The organism is Hymenobacter glacieicola (genome assembly GCF_014640315.1).
Classification (GTDB): domain Bacteria; phylum Bacteroidota; class Bacteroidia; order Cytophagales; family Hymenobacteraceae; genus Hymenobacter; species Hymenobacter glacieicola.
This window is the reverse complement of record NZ_BMGS01000009.1, coordinates 34,264-51,291: the sequence shown is the minus strand read 5'-3', so window position 1 is coordinate 51,291 and position 17,028 is coordinate 34,264. Positions and strand designations below refer to the sequence as shown.

The following is a 17,028-nucleotide window of genomic DNA, read 5'->3' as shown; positions in this document are numbered from 1 at the left end:
AAGCTTTCCAGTTTTACGCTACAGAATAGCGGCGGAAAGCACTTCCACGTAGCGGGCCACATTCTCCGTTAGGTGCCTCCGCTTGTATTGCATGAGGTAGCGCGGATGATCCAGCACGTGAATCTGGTCGAAGAGCTGCAGCTCCTCATTCAGGCGGTTGAAATACAGTGCGTTGCGCCGGCCCAGGCAGATGGCGGCGTGCCGCGCCAAGCCCACTTTCTCCACCTGGCGTTTCATGCCTTGCTGGATGGTAGGCCACAGCGCCGCCGTGACGGCCGGCGAGTCATAGAAGTTGTAATTCAGGCCATTGCGCAGGAGCACCAGCGGGTAAAGGGAGCCCAGGAAGAAACGCTGGTAGAAGGCCGTTGGCCCGCCCATGGCTTCCACTACCGCCTGAATAAACTCGCTGGAGGGCTCCCGGCGGCGGGGCAGTTCATTGGCAATGCCCCAGGCGGCCAGCGCCACCGGATCGGTGAAGGCCACGCCGGTGCGGCCGTTGCCCAGGCGGCCCGGGTTGATGCCCAGCAGCGCTACCCGGCGCTGGTTGCCGGCATAGTACTGCCGGGCAAACTGCGTAAACAAAGCCCGCGGCGTCGACTCCTGGTAGGGGCTAAACGCCTCCACATTCTCAGGGAGGGTAGCCGGTAAAGGAAATTCCGTTAAGAAATGCAGCAGGCGGTCAGAAAAGGACATAAGGCGAGGAAGTCGTGATACATAAAAAATACTCTCTGCGTATTACTAGTGGCCTTAGGTGCTCATACAGGGAATACAGAAAATTATTTTTTATGTATGATACTTATTGCACAAACAAATAAGCTAAGTGAAATAGCTGTAATCAATGTAAATATAGCTAATTCTATAATGCTGCTCCAGTCGTATAAATATCCTCCGAGGATTTCCTCCGAAAATATTGTTAAGCCGAAAAACAGTAGCCAGAACGTGGCGAAAAAGACTTTCAGGCAAAACTTCTCGTGCCTGTCCCTGAAAATCGAGAGCCCCGATACCTTTTTATAAATTCCAACAGTGAAGGAAATAAGTAGACCTAAAATAATAGGAATATAGATGAAACCTGCATTCCACATGGTAGTGTATTTGTTGAGTAAATAAATATACAGCCGCTCATTGCTTTAACAAATGACGCAGAAAATCGTGTCAAACTGAAAATGACATGCCTGCTATTCTGCTTAGCGGTCCACCAAAACAAGAGGCGAAAAAACAGTGGGCGGATTTCATAAGCTGACCGCGAGCTAGCTTGTCAAAACTAAGGAGTATAGAGGTTCCCACCACTGCCACGCGAAAAAACGGATGTGCTGGGGCAACACCCCGCCGAACCCGCTACTTTTGCAATTCGCGCCACTCTCCACGCATGCCCTCTCTGCTCACGCTGTTGCTGCTTCCCGCCAGCTGGCTATACGCCGGCGTGATGGCCGTGCGCAATTGGCTGTACCGCATCGGCCTGAAGCCTCGCACCCGTTTTGCCCAGGTGCCCGTGCTGAATGTGGGCAATTTGCGGGTAGGGGGCACTGGCAAGACACCCCACGTAGCCTGGCTGGTAGCTTGGCTGCAGACCCAGGGGCAGCGGCCGGCGCTGCTGAGTCGGGGGTACGGCCGCGCCACCCGCGGGTACCGCCTGGCCACCGCTACCGACTTGGCCGCTACCATCGGCGACGAGCCGCTGCAGCAGTTCCGGCATTTCGGGGGGCAGGTGCCGGTAGCCGTGAGCGAGGACCGGGTGGCCGGTATCCGACAACTGCTGGTGCAGCAACCCACTGTTACGGCCGTTGTGCTGGACGATGCCTACCAGCACCGGCGCGTGCAGCCGGCCTTTACGATGCTGCTCACGGAGCAGGCCCGACCATTTTACGAAGACTTTGTGCTACCCGCCGGACGGCTGCGCGAAAGCCGGGCCGGGGCCGTGCGGGCCGATGTGGTGGTAGTGACCAAGTGCGCGCCCCGGCTTTCGGCCACAATTCGGCAGGAAATAACCCGGCGCATCCGCCGCTACGCCCGTCCCGGCGTGCCCGTGCTGTTTTCCTGCTATGAGTATGGCGCCCCCGTACCCGTTACGGCGGGTCCCTTGCAGCTGCCCGGAGCTGAGGTAGTGTTGCTCACGGGCATTGCCCAGCCCGGGCCGTTGCTGGAGCATTTGCGGGCGGCGGGCTACCGGGTAGTGCACCACGCCAGTTTTTCTGACCACCACGTCTTTCAGGCCAAGGAGTTGCAGCAACTGGCCGCGCAATTACGGCCGGGCCAAAGCGTTCTGACCACGCAGAAGGATGCGGCCCGGTTGCTAGAACCGGCCGTAGCTGCAATTGTGGCCGCTATGCCCGTATTTTACATTCCAATTGAGGTGCGGTTTCTGGCCGACGGGGAAACCCGGCTGGCCGAGCTGCTGACCCCGTACTTTCAGCCCCACGCTGTTGTCTGACCCACTGCTGTTTTCGTTGTCACAAGCACCTGCCGCCCGTCTTTCAGTTTCCGCCTTGGTTAGCTGCCGGGTGCGCCGGCCACTCCGGCCGGGCCGGGCGGCGGCGCTGCTCCTGGGCGCGGGCCTGCTGACCACTGCAGCTCACGCCCAAGTCATCGACGATTCTACCAAGGTGCGCTACGGGGCGCACACTACGTTCATTTTGCGCGAGGCGGATGTTTTCCGGGGCGACACGCTGGGGCGCATGGTGGATACTACCCTCACGCGCCTGCCCCAAAATCGGTACTGGACCCACGACAGCACCTACCAGCAGGACCTAGGTAACTTCGGGACGGCCTCGCGCCGCTTGCTCTGGGAGCCGAATCTGCAGCTGGGCGCCCGCCTCGGCCGTAACGTGTTCGACCGGTACGTGCGCGACGCCGCCACGGTACCCTACTACGATACCCGCTCGCCCTACACCTTCTTCCGTTTTTTCCAGGGTAACCCCTACGAGCAGGTGTTTGAGCTGTCCTACGCGCGCAGCATCAAGAAAGCCTTCAACGTAGGCTTTGCCTACGAGCGGTTCGGCTCCAACAAGTACCTGGCCGTTACCAACACCCAAACCGGGCAGACAGAGCACAGCAACTTTCTGTTCTTCGTGCGCTACCAGTCGCCCGACAACCGCTACCACGCGCTGGCTAACTTCAGCACGGCCCGGCACCGGGCCGTGGAGCAGGGTGGCATCCAGCCCCTGCCCACCGATACGCTGCGCGATACCAACGGCCAGCAGATTGATTTGTCGCGGCTGTTTGACTACCAGCGGGAGCAGGTGCGCCTAACCAACGCCGTAAACCGCGACTCCCGCGACCGGGTGCGCCTGGCTCATACCTACCGCTTGCTGGGCCGGGGCCTGACCGTATTTCATATTTTCGACTGGAACCGCCAGCTGAATAAGTACACCGACGACCGGCTGGTGCAACAGGCGGGAATCGTGCAGTTTTACCCGGCCCTGCTGCTGAGCACCGCTGCTACCGATGACCGGGCCGAGTTCCGGCAGCTGGAAAACACGGTGGGCGTGATGGGCAACAGCAACACCGTGGAATACCGGCTCTACGGCCGGCAGCGCACGTATTCGCTGGTAACCCGCGCCGCTTTCGGCGAGCCGGCGGTGGTGAGGCAAGCCCTGGCCGAACGCAACGATACCCAGGTGTTTCTGGGAGGTACGGCGGCTTTCCGCTACCGGCAGTTTGCCATTGAAACCGCCGGGGAGCTGCGGCCCGTCACCAACATCAAGGACAGTGAGTACTGGGCCCGCGGCATTGCCCGGCTCGGGCCCCTGAGCGGGGAGCTGCTCCTGACCAGTTATGCCCCCACGCTCACGGAGCAGCAGTTTTACGGCAACCACTACCGCTGGACCAATGAGTTCAGCAACACCCAGGTGCAGCAGCTGAAGGTGCGGGTAGCGCAACCCCTGGGCCGCCACTACCTGGAGGCCGCCGGTATGCTGGCCAACATCAGCAACTTGGTGTACTACAACCAGCAGGCCCTGCCCACCCAGCGCAGCCAGGCCCAGCAGCTCACCAGCCTAATGGCCCGCTACCGCCTGAACGTAGGTCATGTTTTCTTCGATAACCAGGCCACCTACACGCTCGGGGCCGAGGACGACAAGCAGGGCATTCGGGTGCCGAAGCTGGTGGGTACCTCCCGGCTGTACTACCAAGGCTACGTGTTTAAGAAAGCCCTGCTGGGTCAGATTGGCGCTCAGGCCTACTTCCAGTCGCGCTGGAAGGCCTACGACTACAGCCCCAGCACCCAACAGTTCTATCTCCAGGACCATTTCACCATTCGGAACACGCCCCTAGTCGACGTGTTTCTGAGCGGGGACATCAAAACGGTAGGCGTGTTTCTGAAGATGGCCTACGTCAATCAGTTTCTGCCGCAGTCGGGCTACTACACTACCCCATACTACGCCGGCTTGCCCCGCCGATTCGAGTTCGGTATTCGCTGGCAGTTCTTTAACTAAGTAAGTCGTGGGCCTTTCGGATCTTGAATGATGCTCTTTCCCTCTTGTGCCGACTTGTTAAGAGCTACCAGGGTAAGTACTACCATCCAAGCCCTACAATCCGAAGCCCCCCAGATACCCTCGCTCATGAAAGAAAAAACCATTCTGAAGCTGAAGCTGAACACGGACCCCCGGTGGGTAGATATTGCCAGCAAAAACATTGTGGATATTCTGGTAGACCATGCGTACTGCGAGCAGAAGGCGGCCAGCACCGGCATTTCCCTGATTATAAAATACCCCGAGAAAACCCGCTTGGTAGAAGAACTCACTGGCCTGGTGGCGGAGGAGTGGGAGCACTTTACGCGGGTGCTGCAGGAACTGCGCAAGCGGGGCCACGAGCTGGGCCGCCCCCGTCGCGACGAATATGTAGTGCAGCTCATGACCCACGTGCGGAAGGGAGGCCCCCGGGAACGGCAGCTCATGGATCAGCTCCTGGTAAGCGCTCTGATAGAGGCCCGTAGCTGCGAGCGGTTCAAGCTGTTGTGGAAGCACATTCCGGACCCCGAGCTAAGCCAGTTTTATTACGAGCTGATGGCTTCGGAGGCGGGCCACTTCGTGAGTTACGTGGACCTGGCCAAGGAATATTGCGACCCGCAGGAAGTAGACGCCCGGTTGCAGGAGCTACTCAAAATTGAGGGCGAAATTGTCACGAGCCTCCCGGTACGCGACGACCGAATGCACTAGTTCTACCTAAATTATATGCAGCCTTAAGTGTGCTTCCTGTTCATTCGCACTATCAGGCGCCTATATTGGCCTTGGAATTGTACGTGCGACTGAATGAAAAAACTTCTCCTCCTTTTTTTTCTACTGGCCCCAGGCTGGGCAATGGCCCAAACCACCGCGCCTGCTGCCGGCCCTACCGTCAACTTCTGCGGCCTCGATTTGGCGTTAACTTCCGGCTGCACCCCAGAATCGAAATACTCCGTGCGTTGCCAGGACTACCAGATGACGTGGATGTACCTGGACTACAACATGATGCGAACCTTTCCGGAGCAGTTCGTGCAACAAATTCAGAAGAAGCACAAGCACACGGAGCGTCAGCCGCTGGATTGCTTTATCCTGAATACGCCCAGCAAAGGTTTCCGCCTGAGCTACCCCACCGAAGCCGGCGGTATGGCTTATGAGTTGATTGCCTACGGGGTAGCCAACGGCCAACCGGTTATGATTCAGCTAACGCTGGCCACGGACCCTGATAAAACCGCCGATCTACCCGAATTACCCCGGCAGATCCTGCGCCTGGCGAAGTAGCCCGGGCAAATCGGCGGTAGGCTCACGCTACGGCGCCTTATGATGCCTTGGTCTCGTCCTTAGTCTCCGGCGCAGAAGGGCTTTGCGAGGCCAGCAGGCCCTCCGGCACCGATAGTTCCCCGGTGTGCGGGTCCAGCAGGCCGTTGCGCTCATCTTCAATGTTGGTAGCTTGGGTGTACACGTCGCCGGCGATGGGGCGCTTGCGCAGTTCCAGCTTAAACTGCCGGATGCGCTCCGTCCGCTCCTCGGAGCTTTGCGGTCCGCCGTAATCAGCGAAACCGAAGCCACCCCACTCGCTGACAATCAAAGGCTTCTGGCGGCCGTAGAAGAATGGGTCGCCAATTACGAGGGGTAGTACGGCCACGTTGTTTAAGTCGCCCTGCACCATGCGGTCCAGCAGTTCCGCCCACCGCGTCAGCTCCGGCGTGTACACGTGGGCCGTCAGCAGGTCCGACTTCAGGCGGCCCTCCTGGGAAATATGCTGCCACCCATCATTATCGACCACCAAAAACTGCGGGTGGTTGATGTGCATGTAGTGGTACATATCCACGATGTAGCGGCGGGTGTTGGCATTAGTGGCAATGTCCTGGGCGCCCCAGTCCTCATTGTACAAGCTCCAAATAACTACCGACGGGTGCGACTCCGTGAGGGCCAGCATCCGTAGCAACTCCGCCCGGTGGTTTTCCCGGCTCTTGCTGGTAGAAGAGTGAGGGCTAGGTACTTCAATCCAGAGCAGCAGGCCCAGCTCATCGGCCAGGTTGTAGATGCGCGGATCGACACCGGCAATGTGCACGCGCACCAGATTACAGCCCAATGCCTGCATGGCGTGCATGTGGCGCTGCATTTCTTCGTAAGTGGCCGTGCCTGGCTGGTAGAGGATGCCGTCCAGGTAAATGGGCTCATTGTTGAGGTACACATACGTGCCGCGCGACTCAATTTTGCGCAGACCGAAGTGAGTTTCAATTTCCGCCGAGTAGCCTTCACTGTCGATAAGCTGGGCCACGAGGCGGTACAGGTTCGGGGAACCCGGGGCCCAGAGCTTAGCTCCCGGCAGCTCCATTACTACCCGCTGCTGGCGCTGCCCAGCCTCCAGGCGGAGTGGAAAATCGGCCGTGGCCAGGGGCTGGGGGGTAGGCGCCACCCGGTCGAAAACCTGTAGGCGCAGAGTGTACAGGCCGGGGTCGTGGATGCGGGTGGTCATGTTGAAACGCACCATCTGGTCCTCAATTACGCTGTCGACCCCCACGCGGGAGCGGAGACGGTTGCGCTCCACCATTTCCAGCCACACGCTACGCACGGCGCCGGTATACGTCTGGTACCAAATGCCGCCCCGCTTGTACACGTGCGACTCCTGCTTCCCGCGAGGCGTTTCGGCATCCATCGTGTCGACAATGCGCACGGTCAGGCGGTTAACGGGCCGTAAGTGTTCTTCGCGCAGCTCAAAGGAAAAGGAAGTGTACTCGCCGTAATGCACGTCTTCACCCTCAATAGTGCTGAGCAGGAAGCCGTTCAGCCACACCCGGGTTTCATAGCCGCAGGCCCCAAACGTGAGCTGGAACAGGGAGTGGGTGCCATCGTCGCCGCGCTCCGGCAGGGTAAACTCCCGCTCGTACCACACCACTACCTTATCCTGCCAGGCTGGGGCCTGGGGCTGGTACTTGGCCATGTGCTCCTCTACCGAGCCGGGCCAGTTGGCTATTTGCTCGTACGGATGCGCCAGATACCACCCGTCCCGCAGGCCGACGTCCTCCGAGTCCAGGGCAAAATGCCATTCCCCATCCAGTAACAGGTAGTTATTCGAGCGAAGGACCGCGCGCGGCAGCGGGTTAGCCGCACGCACGTCTTTTTTAGCAGTTGAGAAACCGTAGTTAGAGGCAGAGGATGGCATAACAGCAAGTTTGGTGTGATTGCTACAAACGAGTTTAGTACGGAGCTGGATACTTTCTGCAGCGCATTAAAGCGAAAAACCCCGCCGCAGGCTTTCCGCGGCGAGGCCTTTCAGCTTGAGTATAAGTACGTAAGCAGGAAGTAGGTTAGGTTTTCTGCTTTTTCTTTTTCGCCGCCGGAAACAGAATGTTGTTTAGAATGAGCCGGTAACCAGGCGAGTTTGGGTGCAGGGCCAGGTCGGTGGGCTCTTCCTCCACGAAATGCTGGTAGTCCTCCGGGTCGTGCCCCCCGTAAAAAGTCCAGGTGCCTTTGCCCAGCGTGCCGTGCATATAGCGGACCTCATTGGAAGCCTTGTTGTCGCCCATTACCACTACGTCGGGTTTAATCAGGGACTTGCGGAAGGCCGTGGTCTGGCCCATAAAGCCGTGCACGGTGCGCTCATGGTTCTGGGTGAGCATAGTAGGCACGGGGTCGTACTTGGCCGAGAAGGTGAAGAGCTGGAAATAGTCGTTGTCCTCGTACACGCGCCGCTCCCGCGGGTCCATGTCAATGTCGGAGTACTCGTACTCCAGCGGGTCGCGCACCAGATGGAAGTTCTGGAAGGCCAGCGTGCGATTGAAATTAAGCTTCTGCTGCGCGGCCGGATCGGCCGGGTCCCCGTCGTACATGCCTTCCACCAGGTCTACCCCCAGGCCCGCCAGGGCAATGTCGTAGGAGTCGGTGGCCGAGCACATGGCGAACTGAAAGCCCCCGCCGGCAATGAATTCCTGCATTTTCACCACCACGGCCGCCTTCATCTGGCTTACCTTGTTGAAGCCGTTGCGCTTGGCCGTGGCCTCCGACTCGCGCTGCTGTTGCTGGTACCAGGGGCGGCTGCTGTAGTTGCGGTAGAACTTGCCGTACTGGCCCGTGAAATCCTCGTGGTGCAGGTGCAGCCAATCGTACTTGGGTAGGTCGCCGCGCAGTACTTCGTCGTCGTAAATCTGGGTGTAGGGAATCTCAGCGTAAGTCAGCACCAGGGTCACGGCATCGTCCCAGGGCTGTTTGCCTTTGGGGGTGTACACCGCAATTTTGGGCACTTTCTCCAGCTTCATCACGTCCATGTTGGCGTTGGGGTCGGCTATTTCGGAGAGGATGCTGGTGTACTGGGCCTCACTGATTACCTGATAGGTTACCCCGCGCACGGCCAGCTCGTTTTCGGCCCCGGCCACTACGTCGCAGGCAAACGCCCCGCCCCGGTAGTTCAGCAGCCAGTCGACCTCCACTTGCTTGCCCAGCAGCCAGTAGGCTACCCCGTAGGCCTTCAAATGCTCCTTCTGGGTGTTATCCATCGGGATGAAAATATGGTTGGCCCACGCCGCAGCCGGCCGCAGCCAAGCCGTTGCCAGAAGCAGCACCAGCGCAATCAGACGAGAAAATGTCATAGTAAACAAGCGAAACAGGACGCTTTGGGCCTTACCTGCTACCGCCCCACCCGCTGGGGAGCCGAGGCAGATAAGGAAGCCGCGTCAACTGAAAAAATGCGTCTAAATCCGTCCTTCTAAAGGTAGCAAATGCCAGTGGGAGTTTACGTGAAACCCGCTACCTTGCACAGCCGGGTGCTGCTGCCAATACGTTGCTAAGCGCAAGTTTAACCCGCGTTACTTCTTCGCGTCCGCGTCTACTTGCTGTCCTTATGCATCTGCTGGAAAACATCAAAGAGGCATTTCGTTCCATCAACAGCAATCTGCTGCGCACCATCCTGACGGCCCTGATTGTAAGCATCGGCATTATGTCGCTGGTGGGCATCCTCACGGCCATTGACGCCATCAAGGCTTCGCTGAATACCACGTTTGCCAGCCTGGGAGCTAACTCGTTTGAAATCAAGGCTAAAGGCTATAACAACCGGTCCCGCCGCGGCGGGGTGCAGCAGAAAACGTATCCGGCCATTACTTACCTGCAGGCCCGGCAGTACAAGTCCCAGATCGGGGAGGAGGCCAAGGTCGGCATATCGGCCTTTATTGCGGGTGCCGTGGAAGTTAAGGCCAACGGCAAGAAAACCAACCCCAACATGCAGGTAGTAGCCGGCGACGAAAACTACCTCATGATTCAGAACTACAACCTGAAAGGAGGACGGATGTTCTCGCCGGCGGAGCTGGGTAGCGGGGCGAACGTGGCCATTGTGGGCGGAGAAATCAAGGACAAGCTCTACCCCAGCCAGAGCCTGTTGGGCGAGTACGTGTACTTGCTGGGGCGGCGCTTTCTGGTGGTAGGCGAGCTGGAGAAAAGCGGCAGTACCATGGGCGGCGGCGGGGCCGACCGACTCGTGCTCATTCCGCTGGAAACCGGCAACCAACTGCCCCGGCAGCGGGGCCTCACCTTCGACATCAAAACGGCTACGCTGGATGCCAACTACCTGAACTACCTCACGGGCGAGGCCAGCGGCATTATGCGCGCCGTGCGCCACGATGCCCTGGGCCAGCCCGACAGCTTCGAGCTGGAGCGCAGCGATTCGCTGGCGGGCAAGCTGGACTCGTTGTCGGGCAACCTGCGCATGGGCGGCTTTCTGGTGGGCTTCATCACGCTGCTGGGGGCCAGCATTGCCCTGATGAACATTATGATGGTATCCGTCACGGAGCGCACCCGCGAAATCGGCATCCGCAAGGCCCTGGGCGCCACGGCCCTGCAAATTCGCCAGCAGTTCCTGATTGAGGCCATCGTTATCTGCGTGATGGGTGGCACGCTGGGCATTCTGTTGGGGGTAGGCATGGGCAACGGCGTGAGCCTGCTGGTAGGTAGTGGGGGCTTTATTGTGCCTTGGCTCTGGATGATTGTCGGCCTGGTTATCTGCGTGACGGTGGGCCTGGCCTCGGGCTACTACCCAGCCAGCAAGGCCGCCGCCCTGGACCCCATCGAGTCCTTGCGTTTCGAGTAGAAATCTGTTGCCGGTCAAGTAAAACGCTGACTGGTGAAACGGTTCGGCTGGTGGCTGCCGGGGTAGGGGCGACGCTGGGAACAGGAGTAGGAGCCCTGGCCCAAACACGCCCCGGCGAGCACGCATAGGTGTATATAATTACCGGCGGCCCAGGGCCGGGACTTTTCAGATACCTTAGGTCCGGTTGCCTGGTGCCGCCGTAGCTCGGCGTATTAACCGGCGCCTATTGGGCTACGCTACCGACTACATCAGCTCGGTGGACACAACCGCCAGCCCGCGCCGGCAGCTGGCCCAGGTGGCGCGCGAATGCTGCTACGACGAGGATCTGAAGCGCTGGTGGACCAGCGGCGCCGGCACGAGCGGCATTGGGTACGATGTGCTGCTCAACCAGAATGATCTGCTTTCGGTTGGGTACCAAATGGAGTACCAGGGCCTCACGCATCCGTATACCGAGCATTTAACATTCGATTTGCGAACGGGTCGCCGGCTCACGCTAGCGGATCTAGTGGCGGACTCACCGGCTCAGCTAGGTTGCCGGTTGCAAGCTGCCATGAGCAACCGCCTCCGCGACAAGCTGACGGGAGTAGCTGCTGGCTTTGGAGATTCAACTCAGCTTGCCCGCGTGAGCGAGTTATATGAGTTGGAAGATTGGAACATCACCCCACAGCGGGGCCTGCACCTCGATACGGCCCACGGGGCCGAAGCTGACGTTACCGATTTCGCCCTGCGGCCCGATGCGTTCCGGCTGTTCCATCATGTAGGCATGTCGCGCTACAACTTCCAGTTCTTACCGGACGAAAGGTATGGGTTTCCCTTTGCGCGCCTGCAGCTACGGCCGCTGTTGCAACCCGTAGTACAGGCAAATAAGGGAGAGAAATAACCGATTACCCGAGTGGTAGGATATACGCCTGTTTTGTATACATTTGCACAAAATAGCATTTGGATATATGGTAAACCCAGAAACGGTCGGGCAGCGTTTTACGGCATTGATTTCCCATTTGGGTATCAGTAAGAATGCCTTTGCTGCCTCTCTTGATAAAACCGCTACGGTTATTCAACATCTTGTAGATGAGCGTAATAAACCAGGTTTTGACCTTTTGTGTAAGGTTTTTGAGGTTTATCCAAGTGTTTCAAAAGATTGGTTGCTACAAGGCATTGGGCCCATGCTAAACGAGAACTCTGCTTCTCTGCCTCGGCCAAGCTCAGCTACCAGCAATCCGGCCCCTTCCCAGGAAAAAGTAACTAACTCCATAGCCCCGGTTACTACCCCTGCAGTGGCCCCGGCCGCTGCTACCGCCCCCGCGGCCGTAGCAGAAGCAGTGCCAACAGTAGCTCCTGAGCCAATAGCAGCCCCCACTCCCGCGCCTTCCGCGCCCGACGCAACCAGTAACCCCGTCGTGGCTTTGCCCGCGGCGCCTGCCCCCGCGACTAGCCCGCTACCCGTAACCACCCCTGCACCCGTGGTGGCTCCCGCAGCGCTGGCGGCTGATACTGGCTGGCAAACGGCGCTATACACGCAGCAAATGGCTCACCAACTGGCCCTGGCCGAGTTGCGCAACCAGCATATGCAGGAACAGCAGCGCCTCATGCAACAAATGATGGATTTGATGCAACGGCAGCTTACTCGTTAAATCTCTGCGCTACTTAAAAGCAAAACCCCACGGCGTGGGGTTTTCCTTTTGTGGAACGCCAAGCTGGTTGCTCAGTGCTGAAATACTTCAATGCCAAGCTCTTCCGCCTCCATGAGATTTTGCGCATTGACTGCTACCAGCCGCAGGCGTTTTAGCTCGCCTACCAGCAGCGGATCGTATTTGGCGGTTACCCGAATGTAGTTGGGGGTGAACCCTTCCATTAAACCATTTGTCACATCGTCTTCAAAAAGCACGGCGGTTTCCAGGCCCACGTGTTGCTCATAGAAATAGCGCTTTTTCTTTTCCGAAAGGCTGCGCAGCTGGGTGGTCCGCTCGTGGCGGTGGCGGTCCTGCACGCGGCCGGGTAGGGTAGGCGCCAGCGTATTCTCGCGCTCCGAATACGGGAAAACGTGCAGGTAGCTGACATCCAGCTCGTTGAGAAACTGGTAGGTTTCCAGGAAATCGGCTTCCGTTTCGCCGGGGAAGCCTACAATGACGTCGACGCCAATGCAGGCGTGGGGCATCACTTCCTTGATCAGGGCGACGCGCTCCTGGTACAGCTCCCGGCGGTAGCGCCGGCGCATCAGGCCCAGAATTTTGTTGGAGCCCGACTGCAGCGGAATGTGGAAGTGGGGCATAAACCGCTTCGATTGGGCCACGAAGCGGATAATTTCGTCAGACAGTAGATTGGGCTCGCAGGAGCTGATGCGAAACCGCTCGATGCCCGCTACCTCATCGAGGGCACGCACCAGGTCGTAGAAGTTTTCTTTCCGCTCCCGCTCCGGGCCCTGCAAGCCGAAGTCGCCGAGGTTTACGCCGGTCAGCACGATTTCCTTGACGCCGGTTTGGGCCAGCTTTTCCACGCGTTCTACCACGCTTTGCACCGAATTGGAGCGGCTCTTGCCCCGGGCCAGCGGAATGGTACAGAAAGAACAGGAGTAGTCGCAGCCATCCTGCACCTTCAGGAAGGTGCGGGTCCGGTCGCCGTAGCTGTGGGCAGCATGAAACTCCGTGGCTTCCGCAATGGGGGAGGCAAACACCTGGCCCGGCTGCCCGGCAGCGGGTTTTTGAAAGCCGGCCAGCGTTTCCACGAGCTGAAACTTTTCGGCGGCGCCTAACACGGCGTGCACGCCCGGAATTTCGGCAATTTCCTGGGGCTTGAGCTGGGCGTAGCAGCCCACAATGGCCACGAAAGCCTCCGGGTTATGCTTCAGCGCCTCCTTTACCACCTTCCGGCACTTACGGTCGGCGTGGTCGGTAACGGAGCAGGTGTTGATGACGTAGATGTCGGCCGCATCTTCAAAGGCTGCTTTCACGAAGCCGTGCTCCTCGAACTGCCGGCCGATGGCCGAGGTTTCGGAGAAGTTAAGCTTGCAGCCCAACGTATAAAAGGCAACTTTTCTGGTTTCCATAAGCAAGACCGCAAAGATACTACCTCTGCTTGGATCCGACACGGGGTGAGCAGCTGCGCCAGCCCGGAGCCGCCGTAGCTGTAGCCTAATTGCCGGAGAGGTAGGGTTTGTTCCAGTGCTGATCTGTTTTTCGCCCATGACTGCCCCACTTCGCCCAATTACTCAACTCGTACCAGCCACGCCGAATCAGGCGGAAGACCTGCTTATTATGCAGCCGCTGCCCTCCGACCAGCTGCCAACGCTGGACCCGTTTCTGCTGCTGCACCACATCGGTCCGGTTGCATTTGCGCCTGACAATGCCGGTTTGCCGTTTGGGCCGCACCCGCACCGGGGCTTTGAAACCGTAACGCTGGTGCTGGAAGGCGAGGTAGAGCACCAGGACAGCCGCGGCAACCACGGCACTGTGGGCGCCGGCGGTGTGCAGTGGATGACAGCGGCGCGGGGCATCATTCACGCCGAAAACTTGCCGCCTGACTTTCGGCGCCGCGGTGGCCGGCTGGAACTGCTGCAGCTGTGGCTAAACCTACCCGCCGCCCGCAAAATGGAGCAGCCGGCTTATCAGAACCTGCCCGCGGCGGCGCTACCGACCGTTGCGCTGGCCAACTGCGGAAAGCTTACGGCAGTAGCTGGCGAGTGGGAGGGCCAGCGGGGCCCAGTTCACTCCTTGCTGCCGGGGGTGCGGCTGGCGGTGGTGCACCTACCAGCCGGTGGGCAGTACGCCGTGGTCATTCCTGCTGCCGAAACCGTGCTGTGCTACCTGGCCCGGGGCGAGGCCAAGTTAAACGGACAAGCAGTGCCGGCTCAAACTTTAGTTATGTTTGGAGACAAGGGCGAAGGAATAGAGCTACTGGCTACCACCGCCGCAGTGCTGCTGCTAGCCGCCGCACCCCCGCTCCGGGAGCCTGTAGTTCAGCAAGGACCCTACGTCATGAACACGACTACGCAGGTTATGGAAGCCATGCGCGACTACGCCCTGGGCCGGATGGGCGTCTTTATCCCGCACTATCCTGGCTAAGAAACCACCGGCAGCCGCTGGCGGATAAGCTGAATCAGGTCTGGTAAATCAAGGGTTTGCAGCTCCGCGGCGGCCACAAAGAGCTGCCAATCTGCAGCCGCACTTTCCCGCCGAAACACCGCCGGCAAAGGCTCAGTCAGCAGCGTTGGGTAGCGCCGGGCCAGTTCGTCGCGGTGCAGGAAGGTAGGGTGCACGGGCAACGACTTGAGAAACTCCCGCCACTGCGGCCTCATGCTGGTAGCGCCGTACGTGAGGGCGCAGAGCGAGCAGGCGTAGGTAGCCGGCGACAAGGCTTTGTGCAGGCTGTCCAGCAGGCCATTAACTACCCCCGAGTCGGCATTGTATACAAAGAGCAGTTCCGTCATAGAAGTACGAGAGGCACTAAGGGCACCCGGCGCTGGCAATGGTAGAGGGCCGGGCGGCTACTTTTTCAGAAAGTCCGCGAAGGAGGTTTGCTCGTAGGCTTGCCCGAACTGCAGCTGCTGGGGTGAAATCTGCCCGGTACGCTCAATTTCGCGGCGGGCTACGTTATCGTAGGTCACCGTGCCGCCGGGCGCCGCCACCCCAAACCCATCGGTGAAGCAATAAAAGGCCGCGCCGCCGGGCCAGGCCGCCGGAGCCGGGGCCAGCAGGTCGCGGCTCCAGGGAAAGTCGGTGGCAGGAAGGCCGAACTGCCGAAGCAAGGTTGCCGCTACGTCCGTCTGGCTGCCGAAGGCGCTGATCTGGCGGCCTTGGGCGCGGGGTAGCAGGGCCCCGCCGGTCAGGAGCAGCGGAATCCGGAACTTGGCCGGCGCGTGGTTGGGCGTGTCGCCGGGCTGGTGGTGGCCGTGGTCCGCCACCAGCACCACCAGGGTAGAGTCCCACCAGGGCTGCTGCCGCGCCCGCTGCAGAAACTGCCCCAGCACGTGGTCAGTGTAGTACACCGAGTTGCGAAACAGGGCCGCCTCGTTGGTGCCGGGAAAGCGCGGACGCATGGGTACATCGAAGGGCTCGTGGCTGCTCAGGGTAAAAGCCGTCACGAAGAAGGGGGCGCGCTGCCGGGGTAGCTCCTGCAGCAGCCGCGCCACCAGCACGTGGTCGTGGGCGCCCCACTTGGAGTTCTGGTCGCGGCGGGCAAAGTCGGCGCGCTCCGTAAACTGCTCGTAGCCAGCCGTTACGAGGTAGCTTTTCATGTTGGCGAAAGCCAGCTCGCCCCCGTGGTAGTAGGCCGTGCTGTAGCCCTGGCCCCGCAGCGTGCGGGCCAGGTGCGGCAGGCGCTCGGTTTTGCGCGGCGACTTGATAATGCTGGTCGTGGGCTGGTTGGGGTAGCCCGAGAGCAGGGCCACCAGTCCCTTCTGGCTCCGGTCGCCGGCCGCGTACAGGTTCTGAAACGAGACGCCTACCCGGCTCAGGCTGTCCAGGGTGGGCGTTACGCCGGCCTCGCCACCCAAATGCCCCACCAGCTTGCCGGTAAAGCTTTCCAGAATAATAAACAGCACATTGGGCCGGCGCGTCCGGAGTAGCGCAACGGTATCCGGGCCGGTAGGAGCGTAGAGCTGCTGGGTCAGGCGCCGGGCGGTTGAATCGGGCAGAAACTGGTACGGATTCGGCCCGCCGTTTTGCAGCCGCAGCGAGTTGACCACGTTCCAGGACACATTTACGGCCGCGTGGTTCGCAAACGGCTGGCTGGAAAAGTATACGTCGCTCTGGTTAACCGGAATTTGCTGCAAGCCCCCGCGCAGCGGCACTACCAGCAGGGCCAGGTACAGCAGGCTGGCTAGGGCCGCCCGGCCCCGGCCAAAACCAGCCGGAAGTTCCGGCAGCCGGCCTACCACCTTCTTATATAGGAGCCAGCCGCCGCCCAGCAGGCCCAGCCCCAGGCTCAGCAACAGCGGCACGGGCGCACTGCCCGCCGAGGCGGCCATTTCCCGGGGAGTACTCAAGTATTGCAGGGGGGTAGCATCGAGGCGAAACCCCCAGGCGCGGTACAACTCCAGGTCAGCAACGGTAAATACGGCTACTACCAGGCCGAACACGGCCGTGAAAAAACGAGTCAGGCGCTCCAGCGGAAAACGGGAACCCGCCAGGCTGCCCACCAGAAACAGCAGAAACGGCACCACGCACAAGTAAGCCGCCGCCGCGCCGTCTAGCCGCAGTCCGTAGCCGAAAATGCCGGCCACCGTCTCAGCGGACAGTGTCTTCGTCTGGTGCCAGTGGTAAGCGACAAAGACGGCCTTCCCCAGTACAAAGTAGAGCAGCCAGAACAGAAAGTAGCGCGGCTGAAACGCAAAGCGGTTTTTCACCCCGCAAAGGTAGGCGACTGGCCTCAGCTCCTTGTTTTGTTAAGCAAATTTGGAGTTCTGCCCCAACCAAGCCAGGAGTGGCTAGTAAAATGAGTGCCGGTCTATGAAATTACCACCAGCTTAGTATAAGTAGACTGATTTCAGCGCGGGCGGTATAGGAACAGGGTAGG

General features: G+C 59.8%; 14 protein-coding genes. 8 read left to right on the top strand and 6 right to left on the bottom strand.

From position 1 onward, the window contains the following. Positions 1-18: 18 nt before the first annotated feature. Positions 19-693 (bottom strand): uracil-DNA glycosylase family protein, encoded by a 675-nt coding sequence (locus IEW18_RS16360; protein WP_188558951.1) that lies wholly within the window; start codon positions 691-693, stop codon positions 19-21. Between the two features lie 673 nt (positions 694-1,366). On the opposite strand from IEW18_RS16360, the gene lpxK reads away from it, so the two are divergent. The 4 genes from lpxK (at position 1,367) to IEW18_RS16340 (ending at position 5,717) form a co-directional block, all read left to right on the top strand. Further along, positions 1,367-2,428, top strand: coding sequence for a tetraacyldisaccharide 4'-kinase (gene lpxK, locus IEW18_RS16355; protein ID WP_188558950.1), 1,062 nt, complete (start codon positions 1,367-1,369; stop codon positions 2,426-2,428). Next, entirely contained in the window at positions 2,421-4,430 is a 2,010-nt protein-coding gene (locus tag IEW18_RS16350; RefSeq protein ID WP_188558949.1) for a putative porin, read from the top strand. Before lpxK ends, IEW18_RS16350 begins: the two co-directional genes overlap by 8 nt. Positions 4,431-4,556: 126 nt before the next feature. Then, complete coding sequence (locus IEW18_RS16345) at positions 4,557-5,153, top strand: MiaE family protein (protein WP_188558948.1); 597 nt, start codon at positions 4,557-4,559, stop codon at positions 5,151-5,153. A 93-nt stretch (positions 5,154-5,246) separates the two neighbouring features. Continuing rightward, a complete protein-coding gene (locus tag IEW18_RS16340; RefSeq protein WP_188558947.1) occupies positions 5,247-5,717 on the top strand; it encodes a hypothetical protein in 471 nt (156 codons plus the stop codon). A gap of 37 nt (positions 5,718-5,754) precedes the next feature. Here the strand turns inward: IEW18_RS16340 and IEW18_RS16335 are convergent, their stop codons facing one another. Both IEW18_RS16335 and IEW18_RS16330 read right to left on the bottom strand, forming a co-directional pair. Further along, complete coding sequence (locus tag IEW18_RS16335; protein WP_188558946.1) at positions 5,755-7,605, bottom strand: glycoside hydrolase family 2 protein; 1,851 nt, start codon at positions 7,603-7,605, stop codon at positions 5,755-5,757. Between the two features lie 145 nt (positions 7,606-7,750). Continuing rightward, a complete protein-coding gene (locus IEW18_RS16330; RefSeq protein WP_188558945.1) occupies positions 7,751-9,028 on the bottom strand; it encodes an asparagine synthetase B in 1,278 nt (425 codons plus the stop codon). Positions 9,029-9,279: 251 nt separating this feature from the next. Here IEW18_RS16330 and IEW18_RS16325 point away from each other — a divergent pair, with 251 nt between their 5' ends. The 3 genes from IEW18_RS16325 to IEW18_RS16315 all read left to right on the top strand — a co-directional run bounded on the left by IEW18_RS16325 (position 9,280) and on the right by IEW18_RS16315 (position 12,149). Further along, a complete protein-coding gene (locus IEW18_RS16325; protein WP_188558944.1) occupies positions 9,280-10,518 on the top strand; it encodes an ABC transporter permease in 1,239 nt (412 codons plus the stop codon). Between the two features lie 226 nt (positions 10,519-10,744). Then, positions 10,745-11,398: a hypothetical protein gene (locus IEW18_RS16320; RefSeq protein WP_188558943.1), complete on the top strand. Its 654-nt coding sequence runs from the start codon at positions 10,745-10,747 to the stop codon at positions 11,396-11,398. 283 nt (positions 11,399-11,681) lie between these two features. Beyond that, positions 11,682-12,149 (top strand): hypothetical protein, encoded by a 468-nt coding sequence (locus IEW18_RS16315; protein ID WP_188558942.1) that lies wholly within the window; start codon positions 11,682-11,684, stop codon positions 12,147-12,149. A 71-nt stretch (positions 12,150-12,220) separates the two neighbouring features. Here IEW18_RS16315 and mtaB read toward each other — a convergent pair whose 3' ends face one another. Continuing rightward, on the bottom strand, positions 12,221-13,561 hold the full coding sequence (mtaB, locus tag IEW18_RS16310) for a tRNA (N(6)-L-threonylcarbamoyladenosine(37)-C(2))-methylthiotransferase MtaB (protein WP_188558941.1): 1,341 nt from the start codon (positions 13,559-13,561) through the stop codon (positions 12,221-12,223). Between the two features lie 136 nt (positions 13,562-13,697). On the opposite strand from mtaB, the gene IEW18_RS16305 reads away from it, so the two are divergent. Next, a complete protein-coding gene (locus tag IEW18_RS16305) occupies positions 13,698-14,576 on the top strand; it encodes a pirin family protein (RefSeq protein ID WP_188558940.1) in 879 nt (292 codons plus the stop codon). Here IEW18_RS16305 and IEW18_RS16300 read toward each other — a convergent pair. Both IEW18_RS16300 and IEW18_RS16295 read right to left on the bottom strand, forming a co-directional pair. Next, a complete protein-coding gene (locus IEW18_RS16300; protein ID WP_188558939.1) occupies positions 14,573-14,941 on the bottom strand; it encodes a hypothetical protein in 369 nt (122 codons plus the stop codon). The genes IEW18_RS16305 and IEW18_RS16300 overlap by 4 nt on opposite strands. A 57-nt stretch (positions 14,942-14,998) precedes the next feature. After that, the gene (locus IEW18_RS16295) at positions 14,999-16,858 is read right to left on the bottom strand and encodes an LTA synthase family protein (RefSeq protein WP_188558938.1); all 1,860 of its coding nucleotides are present in this window, start codon (positions 16,856-16,858) and stop codon (positions 14,999-15,001) included. Positions 16,859-17,028: the final 170 nt, after the last annotated feature.

Excerpts from the sequence above, each read along its gene's own strand:
- IEW18_RS16360 (WP_188558951.1), bottom strand. The coding sequence starts at position 693 with ATGTCCTTTTCTGACCGCCTGCTGCATTTCTTAACGGAATTTCCTTTA.
- lpxK (WP_188558950.1), top strand. The coding sequence starts at position 1,367 with ATGCCCTCTCTGCTCACGCTGTTGCTGCTTCCCGCCAGCTGGCTATAC.
- IEW18_RS16345 (WP_188558948.1), top strand. The coding sequence starts at position 4,557 with ATGAAAGAAAAAACCATTCTGAAGCTGAAGCTGAACACGGACCCCCGG.
- IEW18_RS16340 (WP_188558947.1), top strand. The coding sequence starts at position 5,247 with ATGAAAAAACTTCTCCTCCTTTTTTTTCTACTGGCCCCAGGCTGGGCA.
- IEW18_RS16335 (WP_188558946.1), bottom strand. The coding sequence starts at position 7,605 with ATGCCATCCTCTGCCTCTAACTACGGTTTCTCAACTGCTAAAAAAGAC.
- IEW18_RS16330 (WP_188558945.1), bottom strand. The coding sequence starts at position 9,028 with ATGACATTTTCTCGTCTGATTGCGCTGGTGCTGCTTCTGGCAACGGCT.
- IEW18_RS16325 (WP_188558944.1), top strand. The coding sequence starts at position 9,280 with ATGCATCTGCTGGAAAACATCAAAGAGGCATTTCGTTCCATCAACAGC.
- IEW18_RS16315 (WP_188558942.1), top strand. The coding sequence starts at position 11,682 with ATGCTAAACGAGAACTCTGCTTCTCTGCCTCGGCCAAGCTCAGCTACC.
- mtaB (WP_188558941.1), bottom strand. The coding sequence starts at position 13,561 with ATGGAAACCAGAAAAGTTGCCTTTTATACGTTGGGCTGCAAGCTTAAC.
- IEW18_RS16305 (WP_188558940.1), top strand. The coding sequence starts at position 13,698 with ATGACTGCCCCACTTCGCCCAATTACTCAACTCGTACCAGCCACGCCG.
- IEW18_RS16300 (WP_188558939.1), bottom strand. The coding sequence starts at position 14,941 with ATGACGGAACTGCTCTTTGTATACAATGCCGACTCGGGGGTAGTTAAT.